The sequence below is a fragment of the Actinoplanes sp. CA-142083 genome (genome assembly GCF_050942195.1).
Lineage (GTDB): Bacteria > Actinomycetota > Actinomycetes > Mycobacteriales > Micromonosporaceae > Actinoplanes.
This window is the reverse complement of record NZ_CP192076.1, coordinates 6,985,783-7,001,460: the sequence shown is the minus strand read 5'-3', so window position 1 is coordinate 7,001,460 and position 15,678 is coordinate 6,985,783. Positions and strand designations below refer to the sequence as shown.

At 69.8% G+C, this 15,678-nt stretch carries 11 protein-coding genes and 1 pseudogene; 3 read left to right on the top strand and 9 right to left on the bottom strand.

The window, feature by feature from the left end; translation table 11 throughout:
• Positions 1 to 13: 13 nt before the first annotated feature.
• Positions 14 to 760, top strand: a complete 747-nt coding sequence (locus tag ACQPZX_RS32250) for an alpha/beta fold hydrolase (protein WP_433363498.1) — start codon at positions 14 to 16, stop codon at positions 758 to 760.
• Positions 761 to 772: 12 nt separating this feature from the next.
• On the opposite strand, the gene ACQPZX_RS32245 is transcribed toward ACQPZX_RS32250, so the two are convergent.
• The 7 genes and pseudogenes from ACQPZX_RS32245 to metX all read right to left on the bottom strand — a co-directional run bounded on the left by ACQPZX_RS32245 (position 773) and on the right by metX (position 9,182).
• Positions 773 to 1,948, bottom strand: coding sequence for an AI-2E family transporter (locus tag ACQPZX_RS32245; RefSeq protein WP_433363496.1), 1,176 nt, complete (start codon positions 1,946 to 1,948; stop codon positions 773 to 775).
• 79 nt (positions 1,949 to 2,027) lie between these two features.
• Complete coding sequence (locus ACQPZX_RS32240; protein WP_433363493.1) at positions 2,028 to 4,862, bottom strand: GH92 family glycosyl hydrolase; 2,835 nt, start codon at positions 4,860 to 4,862, stop codon at positions 2,028 to 2,030.
• Between the two features lie 65 nt (positions 4,863 to 4,927).
• A complete protein-coding gene (locus tag ACQPZX_RS32235; RefSeq protein ID WP_433363490.1) occupies positions 4,928 to 5,908 on the bottom strand; it encodes an SDR family NAD(P)-dependent oxidoreductase in 981 nt (326 codons plus the stop codon).
• Positions 5,909 to 5,946: 38 nt separating this feature from the next.
• Positions 5,947 to 6,176: pseudogene (locus ACQPZX_RS32230) on the bottom strand (chitinase); the annotation flags it as partial.
• A 29-nt stretch (positions 6,177 to 6,205) separates the two neighbouring features.
• On the bottom strand, positions 6,206 to 6,688 hold the full coding sequence (locus tag ACQPZX_RS32225; protein ID WP_433363487.1) for a CoA-binding protein: 483 nt from the start codon (positions 6,686 to 6,688) through the stop codon (positions 6,206 to 6,208).
• Entirely contained in the window at positions 6,685 to 7,980 is a 1,296-nt protein-coding gene (locus ACQPZX_RS32220) for an O-acetylhomoserine aminocarboxypropyltransferase/cysteine synthase family protein (RefSeq protein WP_433363484.1), read from the bottom strand. The genes ACQPZX_RS32225 and ACQPZX_RS32220 overlap by 4 nt, the downstream gene beginning before the upstream one ends.
• Entirely contained in the window at positions 7,977 to 9,182 is a 1,206-nt protein-coding gene (gene metX / locus ACQPZX_RS32215; RefSeq protein WP_433363481.1) for a homoserine O-acetyltransferase MetX, read from the bottom strand. Before metX ends, ACQPZX_RS32220 begins: the two co-directional genes overlap by 4 nt.
• A gap of 98 nt (positions 9,183 to 9,280) precedes the next feature.
• Between metX and ACQPZX_RS32210 the strand changes: the two genes are divergently transcribed.
• Together ACQPZX_RS32210 and ACQPZX_RS32205 are read left to right on the top strand one after the other, a co-directional pair.
• Positions 9,281 to 9,829, top strand: a complete 549-nt coding sequence (locus ACQPZX_RS32210) for an OsmC family protein (RefSeq protein ID WP_433363478.1) — start codon at positions 9,281 to 9,283, stop codon at positions 9,827 to 9,829.
• Positions 9,826 to 11,079: an NAD(P)-binding domain-containing protein gene (locus ACQPZX_RS32205; protein ID WP_433385521.1), complete on the top strand. Its 1,254-nt coding sequence runs from the start codon at positions 9,826 to 9,828 to the stop codon at positions 11,077 to 11,079. Before ACQPZX_RS32210 ends, ACQPZX_RS32205 begins: the two co-directional genes overlap by 4 nt.
• On the opposite strand, the gene ACQPZX_RS32200 is transcribed toward ACQPZX_RS32205, so the two are convergent.
• Positions 11,068 to 12,870, bottom strand: a complete 1,803-nt coding sequence (locus ACQPZX_RS32200; RefSeq protein ID WP_433363475.1) for a hypothetical protein — start codon at positions 12,868 to 12,870, stop codon at positions 11,068 to 11,070. The two genes, ACQPZX_RS32205 and ACQPZX_RS32200, sit on opposite strands and share 12 nt — an antisense overlap.
• Positions 12,867 to 15,593 carry a TIM barrel protein gene (locus ACQPZX_RS32195; RefSeq protein ID WP_433363472.1) on the bottom strand — a complete coding sequence of 909 codons (2,727 nt, stop codon included), beginning with the start codon at positions 15,591 to 15,593 and terminating at the stop codon, positions 12,867 to 12,869. Before ACQPZX_RS32195 ends, ACQPZX_RS32200 begins: the two co-directional genes overlap by 4 nt.
• Between the last annotated feature and the right edge of the window lie 85 nt (positions 15,594 to 15,678).

Below are 15,678 nucleotides of genomic sequence, written 5' to 3'. Positions count from 1 at the left end.
GCATGATCGGGTGATGATCTTCCGTTCCGCAACCCCGTCCGGCGCCTCGGTCGCCGTGCTCGACATCGGCGCGCGGTCACCCGTACGCGTCTATGTCGGTGGTCTTGGATCTGCCACGACCGTGAGTTTCGCGCCGGTGGCCGGCCACCCCGGTCTGGCCGGGCGGCACATCCTGGTGGATCTGATCGGCAGCGGGTGGAGCGACCACGACGACGCCTTCGGGCACACCGTCGACGAGCACGCCGGCACGGTGATCGGGGTCCTGGACGCGCTCGGCCTGCGCGACGTCACGCTGATCGGTCACTCGCTGGGCGGATCGGTGGCCATCAGCCTCGCCGCCCAGCGCCCCGATCTGGTGGGCCGTCTCGTCGTCGCGGAGCCGAACCTCGATCCGGGGGTCGGAACGATCTCCGCGCAGATCGCCGCCTACGACGAGGAAACCTTTGTCGCGACCGGGCGGCAGCGGATCCTCGACGCGTTGCGCTCGAGCGACGCGGATCGCGAATACGCTCGGACTTTCGCCCGCTGGTCGCCGCGCGGGCTGCACCGCACGGCGGTCTCGCTGCTGGCCGACCGGCCGGCCACCTTCCGGCAGCAGCTCGCCGCCTTCAACCGGCCGCGGCTGTACGTCAGCGGCGAACTGTCGCGTGAGGAGCTCGACGCCGTCCGCGCGAGCGGCTGTGAGGTACGCGTCGTTCCGGGCGCCGGTCACGACCTCATGGCGGACAACCTGGACGGCTTTGTGGCCGCGCTCGCCTAGGAGCTCTCGCGGTCAGGTCTTGGCCGGTGGCGCCGGCTCGACGGCCAGCGCGGATTGAGCGTCGGTCCGGCCGGCGGCGGCCGCCCGCTCGGCCTCGTCCGCCGGCACCGGCGTGTGGTCCTCGCCGACGGTGGGCACGGCCTTGGGGCGTCCGTGCCGGCTGTCCCAGACATCCCGGGCGATGATCTGCAGGATGCCGGCGATCGGGATGGCCAGCAACGCGCCGAGGATGCCGGCCAGCTCCACCGCGAGGAGGATCGCGACGAGCACGGTCAGCGGGTTCAGCTTCACCGTGCGGGCGAACACGACCGGCTGTAGGAGGTGGTTCTCCAGCTGCTGGTAGACGACGAAGAAGACGATGACCACGATTCCCGCGGTGGTGGACTCGACGAACCCGGCGATGGTGGCGACGACCGCGCCGAGCGTGGCGCCGACCAGCGGGATGAGGTCGGCCACGCCGACGAAAAGGGCGATCAGGCCGGCGTACGGCACGCCCAGGATCAGCAGCACGACGTAGGTGAGCCCGCCGCAGATCACGCTGATCAGCAGGTTGCCGGAGAGGTAGCCGGTGATCGTGCGGGCGCAGTCGTGACCGACCCGGCGCATGTGCTCGGCGCGGTCCTCCGGGAACAGGGCGAGGAATCCGTCGATGATCTTCGGGGCTTCCAGCACCATGAGGTACGAGAGCACGATGATCGTCACGGTGCCCGCGATCCCGGTGGCCACCGAGCGCAGGAAGGTCAGCGTGGGCGCCCCGAGACCGGAGGCGTACTCCCGGATCCGGGAGGCGTTGTTCTGCGCGTACTCGAGCAGGTTGAAACGCGCGATCAGGTGGCCGGCCGGTCCGCGCCCGTTGCGGGCATCCTCGATGAGCTGCGGCAGGTTCGTGATCGCCCGGCTGCCCTCGTGCGCCAGCGGCACCACGAACAGCGTGACGAGGCCGCCGAGCAGGGTGAACGTCACCAGGAAGACCAGCAGCGTGGCCAGCCAGCGCTTGCGGAACGCCGCCCGGCGGGTCACCCAGTTCACCGCCGGGTGCAGCGCCACCGCCAGGAACGCGGCGACCAGGATCCAGGTCAGCACCCGCCGCGTCTCGTACGCGAGCAGGAGCACCACCGCGGTGGCCACGATCAACCCGAGCACGATCAGAGTGCGGCGGGCCACGGCGCCGTTTTCCGTACCGGTCATGCCCCCGGGCTACCCCTGGACGAGCTCGGCAAACGGGGTCCCGGCCGCCATCGCGGCCGGGACCCGTGAGGAAGCCCTGTCAGTTCTGCGGCGGCACGTCCTTCGGGCCGCTGCCCCAGGTCAGGCTCGGGGCCGTGCCGAGGGTGTACACGAGGTGGCCGCCGTCGGTGACCGTGCGGGCCGGCAACCACGCCTTGGTGGTGGCGCGGCCGTCGACCTTCAGACCCTGGACGTAGTGCGCGGTCTCGGTGCCGGGCGCCTCGATGGTCAGCTTCTTGCCGCTGCCGAGCCGGACCTCGGCGCGGGGGAACAGCGGGGTGGTGAGCGCCAGCTCGGCGCGGGTGGGGACGGTGGGGTAGAGGCCGAGCGCCGAGAGGACGTACCAGGCGCTCATCGTGCCGGCGTCGTCGTTGCCGGGGATGCCGCCGGTGCCGTTGCTCCACTTGGTGTCGACAATGGCCTTCACCGTTTCCTGCGTCTTGTAGGCGGCGCCGAAGTAGTTGTAGAGATACGGCGTCTGGATGTCGGGCTCGTTGGTGGCGTCGAAGCGGGTGAGCTTCTTGGCGCTCAGGTCGAAGGTGCCGTCGGGGTTGCGGAAGAACGCGTCGAGGCGCTCGATGGCGGCGTCGTTGCCGCCCATCTTCTGCGCCAGCGTGACCACGTCGGAGTAGACCATCCACGTGTACTGGGCGCTGCTGCCCTCGACGAAACCGGTCTGGGTGGACGGGCTGAAGCCCTCGGCCCAGGTGCCGTCGAGGTAGCGGTCCCGCATCCAGCCGACGAACGGGCTGTCGATCGGGGCGGGGGTGGGCACGGCCGGGTCGGCCAGCTCCAGCTCACCCAGCTGCACGATGTCGGCGCCGCCGTTCGTGGTCACGTTGAGGCGGTAGTACGAATACGGCGCGGGGCTCGCGACCGCGTACCCCCTGGTCTGCCCTCGCTTGTCGAAAGCCTGACCGGTCTGCTCGTCGATCGTGGTCCACGTGCTGCCGTCGGCCGAACCCTGCAGCTGCCAGTCGGCGGGATCGCGCTCGGGAACGTCGTTGCCGGAGGTCAGCGCGTAGTTGGTGACGGTGAGCGGGGTGTCGAGCTGGGCGGCGACCCAGCCGGTGGTCGCGAAGGTCAGCCACTTGGTGCCCTTGTCGCCGTCGAAAGCCTGCGCCTTGCCCTCGCCCGGTGGGTTCTCGCCGCTCGCGGTGATGGCGGTGATGTGCTCGCGAATGTTGTGCTCGAGGCCCGGATCCGCCTTGGCGGCAGGATCGTAGACGTTGCGCCAGTTCTTCGATCGGGCCAGGAAAGTTTTGTACGTCTTCGTGTCGCCGAGCGCGAAAGCCAGCTGCGCGATGCCGTAGTCGGCCGCGGCGTCCTCGAGGGTTTCGGCGGCGCCGCCCCAGCAGTGGCAGTCGGCGGCGGGCACCCAGCCGTTCTTGATGTATTCGTTGAGCGAGGGCCGCTGGCCGAAACATTCGACGTTGCAACCCTTGTCGCTGTAGTCGTTCTCGGTCGCGACGGTTGCGGCGTGCACCAGGGAGTTGAGCGCGCCGCGGGCGTCGAAGTCGCGGGCGCCGAACGCGTACATGGCGGCGATCGCGGCCGCCGCCGGGTCGCCCGACATCACCGCGGTCTTGCCGTGCTGCAGCAGCCAGCGGTCCCACTCGCCGCCGCGCTGGGTGGCGTAGTTGAACAGCGATTGCGCGTAGTCGCTGGCCTGGCGACGGTCGAGCAGCGCGAGCAGTTGCACTTGAGCGCGGTAGACGTCCCAACCGGAAAAAGTGCCGTATTGCGCCTTTTGGCGATGTGAAATTTTGTGGATCTTGTCGTCGGCGCCGTAATAGCGGCCGTCGACGTCGCTGGTCAGCGTCGGCTCGAGCGAGGAGTGGTAGAGGGCTGTGTAGAAGGTGGCGAGCTGGTCGGGGGTGCCGCCGCCGATCCGGATTTTCCGGAGCCGGTCGTTCCAGGCATTGCGGGCCAGCGCCCGGACCTGGTCGAACCCGCCCGATTCGGCTGCGAGGTTTCGTTCGGCGCCGGCCTGATCCACGTACGAGATGGCGACGTGCATCGTGACGGCGGTCGTCCCCGGCGCGAAGGTCACGTAACCGCCCGAGCCCTTGCCCGCGTTGGGTCGCCCGGCGCTGCTGTAGCCGCTGCCGCCCTGCGCGTCGGTGCCGCCCGGTGTCAGCGTCGCGTCGGTCCAGGTGCCCGTGGCCGCGAACGGCTGGTCGATTTTCGCGACGAAATGCAGCGTGTAGTACGCGTGCGAGTTGTCGGTGCTCTGCGGCCCGCAGAAGTTGCCGGCGCTGACCGAGCCGGTGACCGTCTGGGTCGCCGGGTCGATGTGGACCGTCGCGTTCTCGCTGCCGGTCTCCGACATCGAGGTGCGGAAGAGCAGGCTGGCGCTCTTGTCGGCCGGGAAGGTGAAGCGCCCCAGTCCGGTGCGGTCGGTGACGGTGAGCTCGGCGCCCGCGCCGCTGTCCAGGCCCACCCGGTAGTAGCCGGGCTCGGCCGCCTCGTTCGCGTGGGAGAACGTGCTGGCGTAGACCTTGTCGGTGGTGTCGGCGGTCGGCGAGGTCGTGATGTCTCCCGCCTGCGGCATGATCGGGATGTCGCCGTTGGCGCCCGAGCAGCCCACGCCGCTGAGGTGGGTGAGGCTCAGGCCGCGGATCCGGGTGGCGGTGTACTGGTAGCCGCCGGGCGCGGGCGTGGAGATCTGGGTGCCGCGCGAGGTCTGCGGGCTCCAGGCGAGCATCCCGAACGGGCGTACGGCGCCGGGGTAGGTGTTGCCGAGGTTGGTGGTGCCGATGAACGGGTTGACGTACGCGGCCGGGTCGAGCTCTGGCCCGGCTTTTGCCGCCGTGGCGAGCGGCACGGTCACAGCCACGCCGGCGAGGGCGGCGAGGACACGGTTGCGGAGCATGTGGGGTGGACTCCCTCCGATGACAACGATGTCATCGTCAGGATTAATCTACGTACTGAAATATGTCAATGATCTCTGCCCGGATGGCCCCTGGAGTGGGCGCTCCTAAGCCATGCCGCCGCGGCCGCGGCGGTCGCGGCTGTCGCCAGCGCCGCCGTCGTCAGCACGGCCGTCGCCACACTGGCTCGGCCCCAGCGGCCGGGGCCGCCCTCGACCCGGGCCGCGGGCCGGAAGACGTTGCCGTCGTGCGGCTCGACGGACTGGCGGGACAGCCCGAAGCCGCGCATGAGCGGCGTCACGAGCGCGTCGTAGACCGGCGGGAAGAGCACGAAGCCGGTCTTGATCAGTCGGTTGGCGGCGCCCACCGAGACGCCGGAGCGGGGGTGGTCGGCGAGCCGGAGGATTGCCCGGGCCACCCGCTCGGGGGAGTCGACGGGCGGCGGCGGCCGTCCGACGAACCCGGCGTAGCTCGCCGCGCTGGTGTAGATCGAGGTGTCCACGCTGCCCGGCGCCACCCAGCACACCTGCACACCGGGCAGGTCGCGCGTCTCCTGCTGCAGCGTGCGCATCAGGCCGCGCAAGCCCCACTTTGCAGTGATATATGCGGACATGTAGGGCACGGTCACGTGCGCGAGCAGCGAACTGCCCAGGATCAGCGTCCCGCTTCGCTGCTGCCGGAAGACCCGCAGCGCCGCCCGGGCCACGTGCGAAGACCCGAGCAGGTCGGTGGTCACCACCCGATCGAACACCTCGGCCGGCAGGTCCAAGAATTTGCCGTACGCCATGACGGCGGCCGTGTCGACCCAGATGTCGATCCTGCCGTGCCGCCGCAGCGCCACGTCGGCCAGAGCGTCCACCTCTTCCTGCACCGTGACGTCGGCCGTGACCACCAGCGCGTCGTCCCCGCATCGAGCGGCGACGGCCGCGAGGGCGGCCTCGTCCCGGGCGGCCAGCACCACCCGGTCGCCGCGGGCGGCGAAGGCCAGGGCGGCGGCCCGGCCGATGCCGCTGGAAGCACCGGTCAGGACGACGACGCGAGAAGGCATGATCGGGCCGTACCCCGGCACGGCCCGATCAACCGTCAGCAGCTGCCGTTGTCGGCCCAGACGTCCCACTGGCCGCTGTGGGTGGCGGGGGACTCGTTCTGCGTCCACCACTTCGCGGTGTACTTGTGCCCGTTATGACTGACCGGCACGTACAGGCCGGGGTTGTTCTGCTGGCCGAGCTTGGTGCCGCCGTAGCCGCCGATCGAGACGCTGACGTCGCCGCCGTTGGCCCGGCGAGCTGGAACGCCTTCTGGCCGGTGGCGTTCATGACCTCGACCGGGTCGGGCGGGCGGATATCTATTGAAGCCCGCCGCGCACCGCGGTGATGCGCTGCGTGTTGAAGCCGAGCCAGTTCATTCGCCCCACGTACCGGGCGTGCTCGACCTTGAGGCAGCGGTCCACGATCACCGTGAGGCCGCCCTCCTCGGCGATCCGCGAGCCCTCCTCGTTGATCACGCCGAACTGGCACCAGAGCGTGTCCGCCCCGATCGCCACCGCGTCCCGGGCGATGTCGGGAAGCGCGCTCGGGGCGCGGAAGACGTTCACCACGTCGATGTGATCGGGCACGTCGCGCAGGCTGGCGTAGCTCTTCTCGCCGAGGATCTCGGTCTCGCGGGGGTTCACCGGGATCACCCGGTAGCCGTGCCGCTTGGCGTAATAGCCGACGAAGTAGCTGGCCCGCAGCGGGTTGTTGGACAGGCCGACGATCGCGATCGTCTTGGAGTTGTGCAGGACGCGCTGGATCGCCGTCACGTCCTGGTACCGCGCGAGATCGGTCATGCCGCTGCCACCTTCTCCAACGCCTGCGAAAGGTCCCAGATCAGATCGTCCACCGACTCGGTGCCGACCGACAGCCGTACGGTGCCGGGCCCCACCCCCGCCGCGGCCAGTTCCTCGTCGCTCAGCTGGCGGTGGGTCGTGCTGGCCGGATGGATGATCAGGCTCTTCGCGTCGCCGACGTTGGCCAGGTGCGACCAGAGCGTGACGTTGCGGATCAGATCGACGCCCGCATCGCGCCCGCCCGCGCAGTCGAACGAGAACACCGCGCCCGCCCCGAGCGGCAGGTATTTCTCGACCAGCGGCCGGTAACCGCTGGACGGCAGGCCCGGATAGGCCACCCGGGAGACCCCCGGGTGCGACTCGAGGAACTCGGCCACCCTGCGCGCGTTGACGACGTGGCGCTCCATGCGCAGCGACAGCGTCTCGAGGCCCTGCAGGAACAGGAACGCGTTGAACGGCGAGAGCGCGCCGCCGAGGTCACGCAGCGTCTCGGCGCGGAGTTTCATCAGATACCCGTACGTGCCGAACGTCTCGTGGAACTGCAGGCCGTGGTACGCCGGGGACGGGTCGGCCACCACCGGGAAGCGGCCGTTGGACCAGTTGAACAGGCCGGACTCCACCACCACGCCGCCGATGCTGGTGCCGTGGCCGCCGATGAACTTGGTCGCCGAGTGGATGACGATGTCGGCGCCGAACTCGATCGGCCGGCACAGGTACGGCGTCGCGAACGTGTTGTCCACGATCAGCGGCAGCTCGTGCTCGTGCGCGATCGCGGCCACCGCCTCGATGTCGAGGACGTTCCCGCCGGGGTTGCCGATCGTCTCGCCGAAGAACGCCTTCGTGTTGGCCGCGACCGCCTTGCGCCACGCGTCGGTGTCGTCGGGGTCGACCCAGGTCAGCTCGACGTTCATCTTGCGCAGCATGTGCTTGAGCTGGTTGACCGTGCCGCCGTACAGCGCCGACGAGGCGACGACGTGGTCGCCCGGCTCGAGCAGCGTGAACAGCGCGCCCGCCTGGGCCGCGATCCCGCTCGAGAAGGCCACCGCGCCGGAGCCGCCCTCGAGGTTCGCCACCCGCTCCTCGAACACCGCCACCGTCGGGTTCATGATGCGGGAGTACGTGTTGCCGTACTCCTGGAGGTTGAAGTAGGCGGCCGCCGATTCCGGGTCCTCGAACACGTAGCTCGTGGTCTGGAAGATCGGCACGGCACGCGCGCCCGTGTTCGGGTCCGGCCGTTGACCGGCGTGCAGCTGCCGGGTCTCGAACCCGAACTCGTGGGCTTGCTCGATCACTGGAGGTCCTCTTTCAGGAATCGCCGGACGATCGGCGTCTGCCGGGCTTCCTCGAGAAGGAAGCAGTCGTGCCCATAAGGCGCCTCGATCAGGTGGTACTCGACCGGCTTGCCCAACTCGTTCAGCGCCGCCTCGATCTCCATCGAGGCGACCGGCGGATAAAGCCAGTCAGAGCTGAAGGCAATCAATAACGTACGGGCGGAGACGTTCGCGAGCGCACGGGCGAGCGAACCGTCCCCATGTTGCCGCGCAAGATCAAAATACGTCAAAGCCCGAGACATCCGTACGTACGTGCCGGCATCGAACCGCTTGACGAACGACCCCGCCTGGTAGTCGAGGTAGCTCTCGATCTCGAATTCCGGGCGGTCGATCGTGTACCGGATGTCGTCGGCGAACTGCAGCCGCCGGCCGAACTTGCCCTCGAGCGCGGGCGCCGAAAGGTATGTCATATGGCCGACCATGCGGGCCACGCTCATGCCGTCGTCGGGCTGCCGGCCCGTCCCGTAGTAGTCGCCGCCCTGCCACGCCGGGTCGCGGGTGATCGCCTCGCGGGCGATCGCGTTCCAGGCCACTCCCTGCGGGTGCAGCGCGTGGGTGGAGGCGATCACCACGATCGAGTCGACCTGATCGGGGTACGTGACGGCCCACTGCAGGGCCTGCATGCCGCCGAGCGAGCCACCGGCCACGGCGGCGAGCCGCTCGATGCCGAGCTCGTCGAGGAAGGCCCGCTCGCACCGCACCATGTCGGCCACCGTGATGACGGGGAAGTCCGACCCGTACGCGTGGCCGGTCCTGGGGTTGATCGAGGACGGGCCGGTGGTGCCCTTGCAGCCGCCGAGCAGGTTGGTCGAGACCACGAAGAAGTGGTCGGTGTCGAACGCCTTGCCCGGCCCGATCATGCCGTCCCACCAGCCGAGGGCCTTGCCGGCCGCGCCGTCGCGGCTCTCCGCCGCGAAGCCGTCGCGCGTGCTGGTCTCGGATACGACAGTCGAGTATCCGGCAGCGTGCGCATCCCCGCTCAAGGCGTGACATACCAGGATGACGTTGTCACGCCCGGGCGCCAGGGTGCCGTACGTTTCGTAGGCGACGCGGACCGAGCTCAGCTCACGCCCGCAGTCGAGCGGCAACGGGGCCGGCAGATCCAGGAACTGGGTTTCGACGCTGCCGACCGAGCCGGCCGGAAGGGTCGAGGGTGCCACCATGTGGGCGACTATAGCTATGCGCCGTCTGGGCAGGCCAGTATCGTTGTCGCGATTCCCTATGGAGTTAGTAGGAGAACGGGTCGAAAGGGAGAATCGGTATGACGACGGTGGATAACGGGGTCAACGTGCAGGCGTTGCTGGAGGCGCGCGAGGTGCTCAAGGGCGCCCCCGAGGCGGCCCAGTTCACCTGGCGGGCGAACTCCAAGTGGGAGAACGGCGTGCACAGCACGACCAGCGTGCAGAAGTTCTTCGGGCTGGGGCAGGAGCAGACCCACAAGAGCGAGACGGTGTTCTCGGCCGATCACCCCGAGGTGTTCGCGGCCGAGGACCAGGGCATCACCCCGATCGAGTACCTGCTGGTCGGCCTGGCCGGCTGCCTGACCGCCGGCGTGGCGTCCGTAGCGCAGAACAGGGGGATCCAGCTGCGCTCGGTCGAGGCGACGGTCGAGGGCAACCATGACATCCGGGGCATCCTGGGCGCCGACAGCGACGTCCGCAACGGCTTCAACGACGTCAAAGTGATCTTCAACATCGACGCGGACGCGTCGAAGGAGGAGATTGAGGCCCTGGTGGCGCAGTCGCAGAAGCGGTCCGCGGTCTTCGACGCGCTCACCAACCCGACCGACGTCACGGTCGAAGTTCGCTGAACCCTAGGCAGGGCAGAACCATCGAAAGCGTCACCACGGTTGTCGTCGGCGCCGGGCACGCCGGGCTGGCCGCCAGTCACTTCCTGACCGACCGGTCGGTCGAGCACGTCGTCCTCGAGCGGGGCGAGGTGGCCAACTCGTGGCGGCGCGAGCGCTGGGACTCCCTGCGGCTGCTCACGCCCAACTGGCTGAGCCGGCTGCCGGGCCATGCCTACGACGGCCCGGATCCTGACGGATACATGACAAGCGGCGAGGTGGTCGAGTTCATCGAGCGCTTCGCCGCTGTCAGCCGGGCGCCGGTGCGCACCGGCACCGACGTGCTGTCGGTGCGGCCGGCCGACGGCGGCTACCACGTGACGACCAGCCGGGGCGAGCTGCGCTGCCGGACGGTCGTGATCGCCAGCGGCGCCTGCAACGTGCCGACGGTGCCCGCGGTCAGCGCCGGCGTGCCGTCGTTCATCGAGCAGCTGACGCCGTTCGACTACCGCGGCCCGGCGGGCCTGCCCGACGGCGGGGTGCTGGTGGTGGGCGCCTCGGCGACCGGCGTGCAGCTCGCGGCCGAGCTGCAGCGCGCGGGCCGGCAGGTGACGCTCGCGGTCGGTGAGCACGTGCGGCTGCCGCGCGTGTACCGCGGCCGCGACGTGCTCTGGTGGATGCACCACAGCGGGGTGTGGGACCAGCGCTACGACGAGGTCGACGACCTCACCCGGGCCCGCCGGTTGCCCTCGCCCCAACTGGTCGGCGGCGCCGACCGGGCCACCCTCGACCTCAACACGCTGACCGGGCTCGGCGTCGAGCTGGTGGGACGCCTGGCCGCCGTACGGGATGGCAATGCTCTTTTTTCGGGTGGGTTGCGCAACGTCTGTTCGCTGGCGGATCTCAAAATGAGACGCCTGCTCACGACCTTCGACGAGTGGGCTCGTTCTTCCGGCCGGGACGGCATCGGACCGCCCGAGGACTTCCCGCCGACCGTCGTGCCCGCGCCGGCCCGGCTGAAACTGGACCTGCGCGGCGGCGCGATCGGGTCGATCATCTGGGCGACCGGCTTCCGCCCCGAGTACGGCTGGCTGGACGTGCCGGTGGTGGACGCCAAGGGACACCTGCGCCACGAGGGTGGCGTGCTCGACGCGCCCGGGCTGTACGCGCTGGGGCTGCCGATGCTCCGGCGCCGCCGCTCGACGTTCATCAACGGCATCGAGGACGACGCCCGCGCGGTTGTCGGCCACCTGGCTTCCGGCCTACGCGGGTAGGCGCCGCCGGTCTCCGGGCCGGTGGAAGGCGGACGGGCTGTAGTAGCGGGTCACGGTGCCGTCCGCCGCGACCTCACGGCTGTAGTGCTTGAGGAAATCCCACAGCAGCGGCTGCTCCTCGGCCATGGTGTTGTGCGAGCGGTAGACGTTCTTCGTCACCTTGAACACCGGGATGCCGCGCGATTTCCAGGTCCACGTCTGGAAGCGCCGATGGAATCCGCTGCGCCGGCTCTCGGCCTGGTCGAGGGTCAAGCGGTTGACGCTCAGGTGATATTGCGCCCAGCTGTCGAGGGAGTTCTGCGTGTCGTCCCACAGCGTGCCGGCGAGGAACTGCAGATCGCCGTACCCGTAGATCTGGTAATTCGGAATCGGCCGGTTGCTGGCAGGATAGGCGACGCCGTCCATGGTGATGTTTCCGGCCGCGTCGGGGGCGACGGTGAACGAGGTGGAGGCGACGGCGGCGAAATATTCGGGGAACGCGATCGCGAAGTTCTGGGTGACCTGGCTGCCGGCGGACTGGCCGGTCGAATAGAAGCGGGTCGGGTCGACGTCGTAGTCCTTCGTCATCACGGCGCGAAGCTGCTGGAAGAACAGGTTCGAGTCGCGGTGGCTGACCGACACCGACGTGGTGCTGTACTGCTCGCAGACGACGACCAGGATGAATCCCTCGCGCTCGGCGACCTTCCACCACTGGGTGGCGTCGACGAACACCTTGTCGGTCTGGCTGTTCCCGGGCCAGACGAAGAGGACGGGCGCCTTCCGGCCTGCTTTTCGGGGCACGTGGACGAGGTACTCGCGGACGAAGCCGTTCACCATCATCGTGTGCACTTCGATGTTTTCGTAGCTGGCGCGTTCGTAGAGCTGGTTGCCGTAGGCGAAGAAATTCTCATACCTCGTGTACGCGGTGAGGAAGCCGATGATGTCGTCGACACCGGGCCGCCGGCGGGGTTGCACGGCAACTTTCGCGATCGGGCCGGCGTGCGACGTCATCCATCTCGGCGACCCGGGGCGCTGCTGGTAGACCGTGCCGAGGACGCCGTGTTCCGTCTGTCGGCCGACGTCGTTGGCGCGCTTCCAGTAGGCGAGGCTGGCGCCGGCCGAACGCGGGTCGGGATGGATGTACCACGTCGGCAGAACGGTTTCGTCGTAGCGGATGAGGTCGAAGCCGGGCGGGAACTCGACCGGGGTGTAGCCGTCCGTCGTGCCGTCGAACTGCTTTGACGCGTACGAGTCGAGAAAGGCGGCGCTCAAACCGGGGGAGTCGACGTAGACCTGGGCTATGACGCGCAACGGGTGTGCCACGGCCCATGCCTCGAGCGCGGGAGCGCCGCCGCCGTACCCGACGAGGTAATGCAGCCCGAAAATCGAGAAGTAGCGGTTGTTCTGGAAGAACGCCATGGCCTCCTCGACATAGGCGCTTTCCTCTTCGGGGGTGCCCCAGCCGCCGGGCCCCGGCTCGAGGATGAAGAGGCCCTCCTGGCGCTGGTCAGCTCGCCGTATCCACGCCGACAGGTCCTTGCCGGGGTCGGCGAGCACGGTGAAATAGGAGCGGATCGGTGTCTCGGGGGAGATGTAGACCTTCGCGGTGCGGGCGCCGAACGATTTCGTCCAGTAACCGGTCATCTCGCGCGGCAGTTTGTTGGCGCGGGAGTAGTCGTAGGCGGGGAACGGCCGCCCGTCGAGACTTCCGGGCAGGGGTTCCTTGGGTTTCTTGTCCCAGGCCGGAATCGCGGCGCCGGCGGCCAGTCCGGCGCTGCCCAAGAGGAGTCGGCGTCGGTCGAAGGTGGTCACAGAGTTTCGCCTTTCTCGAGGTGGGTGCGGGCCGCGGCGATCGCCAGACGGGCGTGTTCCTTGCCGCCGACCTGGGCGACGAGGGTGGCTCGCGGGATCTCCAGCGCGTAGGGCAGTCCCGGCGGGAGGGCGCCGAGGATGCCGGGGATGTCGATGCCGCCTTCGCCGGGGAAGAGCCGCTCGAAGCGGGCCGTGTGGATGAGGCCCTCGTTCGTGGCCGGCACGCCCGGCGGGGCGTCGCAGACGTGCACGAAGTGGAACCACTCGGCGGGCAGCTGGCGCAGGTCGGCCACGCTCGACCCGGAGCGGGCGAAATGCAGCAGGTCGACGAGGATGCCGGCGTTCGGCTGAGCGGCACCCCGGAGCACGCGGACGGCGGCGTTCAGGTCCGGGGTCTCCGTCCACGACGGGAACTCGAGGTCGACGGTGAGGCCGAGCGGGCGGGCCATTTCGCAGAGTTGCGCGAATCTGTCGGTCTTGCGGGCGCGGTCGGGGTCGGGAAGTTGCGCGATGACGTGGCGGGCGCCCAGCTCGGCGCCCGCTTCCAGGAAGCGCTGGAAGTCGCGGGGGTCCTCGTCCGGGCTGATCCGGGCGAGCTCGATGTCGAGAACCTCGATGCCGGTGGCGGCCAGCCGCACCTTGGTGGTTCGCATCAGCGCCGGGTCGGTGGCGAGGGGGTAGTGCGGCTCCTGCGGGGTGACCCGGGTCAGGCGCAGGCCCACGTACCGGTAGCCGGCCTCGGCGGCGGCGTCGACCAGTTCGGGCGGGGAGAGGCTCAGCGCGGTGAGATGGGCCAGCGAGAAGTCGTGGCGCTGATCCGGGGTCTTGTTCTGGCGCAGCGTGAGCAGGCGGCGCTCGCGGTGAGCGGCCATACGCACGGGCGCGCTGACCGGGCCGCCGTAGCCGGCGTAGCCGTCGATGCGCTGCACCACCGCGAAGAAGACCCGGTGGCCGAGCATCTCGGTGTAGAAGTGCAGGTAGGTGCCGGTCTCGTCGCGGTCGTAGAGGATCGAGTTCTCGCGCAGCGCGGCGAGCAGGTCGGGCGGCAGATCCAGCCGCGCGTCGAGGTCGGCGTAGTAGTTATCGGGGATTCGCAGCAGCGGTGCGCCCTGCGCGCGCATCGCCCGCGCGGTGGCGATGGCGTCGTCGGTGGCGAAGGCGACTTGCTGCGGGTTGGGGATGGCGGGCGCCCAGTCGCCGCGGCGCATCGGCGCGGTGTTGAGGGTGATTCGCACCCGGCGGGCCGGATCCTCGGCGGCCCGGCTGCGGATCGGGCCGAAGGGGGCGGCGATCTCGGACGTCTCGCCGGACCGCAGCCCGAGAACCGCCCTATAGAAGATGGCCGCCTCGTCGAAGTCGTCCACGGTGTCGGTGAGCGAGACATGATCGATGGCGGTGACCGGGCCGTCGCTGGCCGGCGACTGAGGCAGGAAGTCCTGGAGCCAGGCCTCGTTGCGCACCAGGAAGATGGACGTGCCGTCGGGGGCCGCGATCGACGCGAGGTCGGCCTCCCCCGGCTGGCGCAGGCGGGGGAGCACCGGGGCGAGCAGCCGCTCGGCGCGCTCGATCGAACGGGCCGGGTCGGCGCTCTCCACCGCCAGCGCGACGATCGTGGCCGTGCCTGGGGTGACCGTGCGCTGGGCCGCGAAGTTAAGGAGGATTCGCGCCGCGCCCTGCTGCCAGAGTTGCACGGGCTTCGACCGATGCTGCCCGGCGTGGGCGAAGCCGAGCGCGCTCAGGGCGGCGGCCACCCGCGGCCCGGACACGTCGTCGACCGCCAGCTCGGTGAAGACGATGCCGCTGAGATCGGGCGCCGCCGTCGTCGCTCCAGCCCTCGTCTTCCCAGCGCCTGAACCCGCCCGGGCCTCCGCCCCCGCTCCGGCGGCCCCCGCTCCGGCCGTGGGTGCCGCCGGGCCTGTTTCGTCTAGGGCCAGCAGCGAGCGCATGCCGTTGATCGCGGCGTGCCTTGGGTCGGCCTGGCGGTATACGTCGTTGGATACCTCGAGCGACAGCGGCCCGTCATAGCCGGTGCTCTCGACGTGCCGCAGGAAGCCCGTGACGTCGAGGGCGCCCAGCCCCGGGAACAGCCGGTGGTGGCGGCTGCGCTCGGCCACGTCCATGGTCGCCCGCGGCGCGTCGGCCAGCTGCAGGTGGAAGATCTTCTCGCCCGGGATCACCCGGATGCCGGCCGAGTCGCCGCGCGCCAGCACATGGAAGCTGTCCAGGCACAGCCCCAGCGCGGGATGCCCGGCCCGGCGCACGATTCGCCAGGCGTGCGAATAGGTGTTGACAAACCGTCCCCAGGCCATCGCCTCGTAGGCGATGCACAGCCCGTGCGCCTCGGCCAGCCCGGCGAGCGCGTGGAGTTGCTCGGCGGCGAGGTCGTCGTCGTCCACCGATTCCGGGCTCATCGACGAGCAGACCACCACCGTTCTCACGCCGATTTCCTCGAGTACGGCGAAGGTCCGTTCCGCGCGGCGCAGGTTCGCCGTGAACACGGCCGGCGGGACCGCCTCGACGTCCGGGAACGGCTGGTAGGCGTCGACGCTCAGTCCGCGCCGCGCACATTCGTCGCGGATGCGGTGCGGCGACCACGACGACGTCACCAGGTCGCTCTCCGCCAGCTCGACGCCGTGGAACCGGGCGGCCGCCGCCGCGGCCAGCTTGTCCTCGAGGGTGCCCGACAGGCAGTGGGTGGCGATCGACATCCGGCGTCCGGTCATGGCGCCCCTCCGCATCGTCGCTTCGCTTGGTCGCTTCGCTTGGTCGCTTCGCTTGGTCGCTTCGCTTGGTCGCTTCGCTTGGTCG

Excerpts from the sequence above, each read along its gene's own strand:
- ACQPZX_RS32240 (WP_433363493.1), bottom strand. The coding sequence starts at position 4,862 with ATGCTCCGCAACCGTGTCCTCGCCGCCCTCGCCGGCGTGGCTGTGACC.
- ACQPZX_RS32225 (WP_433363487.1), bottom strand. The coding sequence starts at position 6,688 with ATGACCGATCTCGCGCGGTACCAGGACGTGACGGCGATCCAGCGCGTC.
- ACQPZX_RS32195 (WP_433363472.1), bottom strand. The coding sequence starts at position 15,593 with ATGACCGGACGCCGGATGTCGATCGCCACCCACTGCCTGTCGGGCACC.
- ACQPZX_RS32250 (WP_433363498.1), top strand. The coding sequence starts at position 14 with ATGATCTTCCGTTCCGCAACCCCGTCCGGCGCCTCGGTCGCCGTGCTC.
- ACQPZX_RS32235 (WP_433363490.1), bottom strand. The coding sequence starts at position 5,908 with ATGCCTTCTCGCGTCGTCGTCCTGACCGGTGCTTCCAGCGGCATCGGC.
- metX (WP_433363481.1), bottom strand. The coding sequence starts at position 9,182 with ATGGTGGCACCCTCGACCCTTCCGGCCGGCTCGGTCGGCAGCGTCGAA.
- ACQPZX_RS32210 (WP_433363478.1), top strand. The coding sequence starts at position 9,281 with ATGACGACGGTGGATAACGGGGTCAACGTGCAGGCGTTGCTGGAGGCG.
- ACQPZX_RS32245 (WP_433363496.1), bottom strand. The coding sequence starts at position 1,948 with ATGACCGGTACGGAAAACGGCGCCGTGGCCCGCCGCACTCTGATCGTG.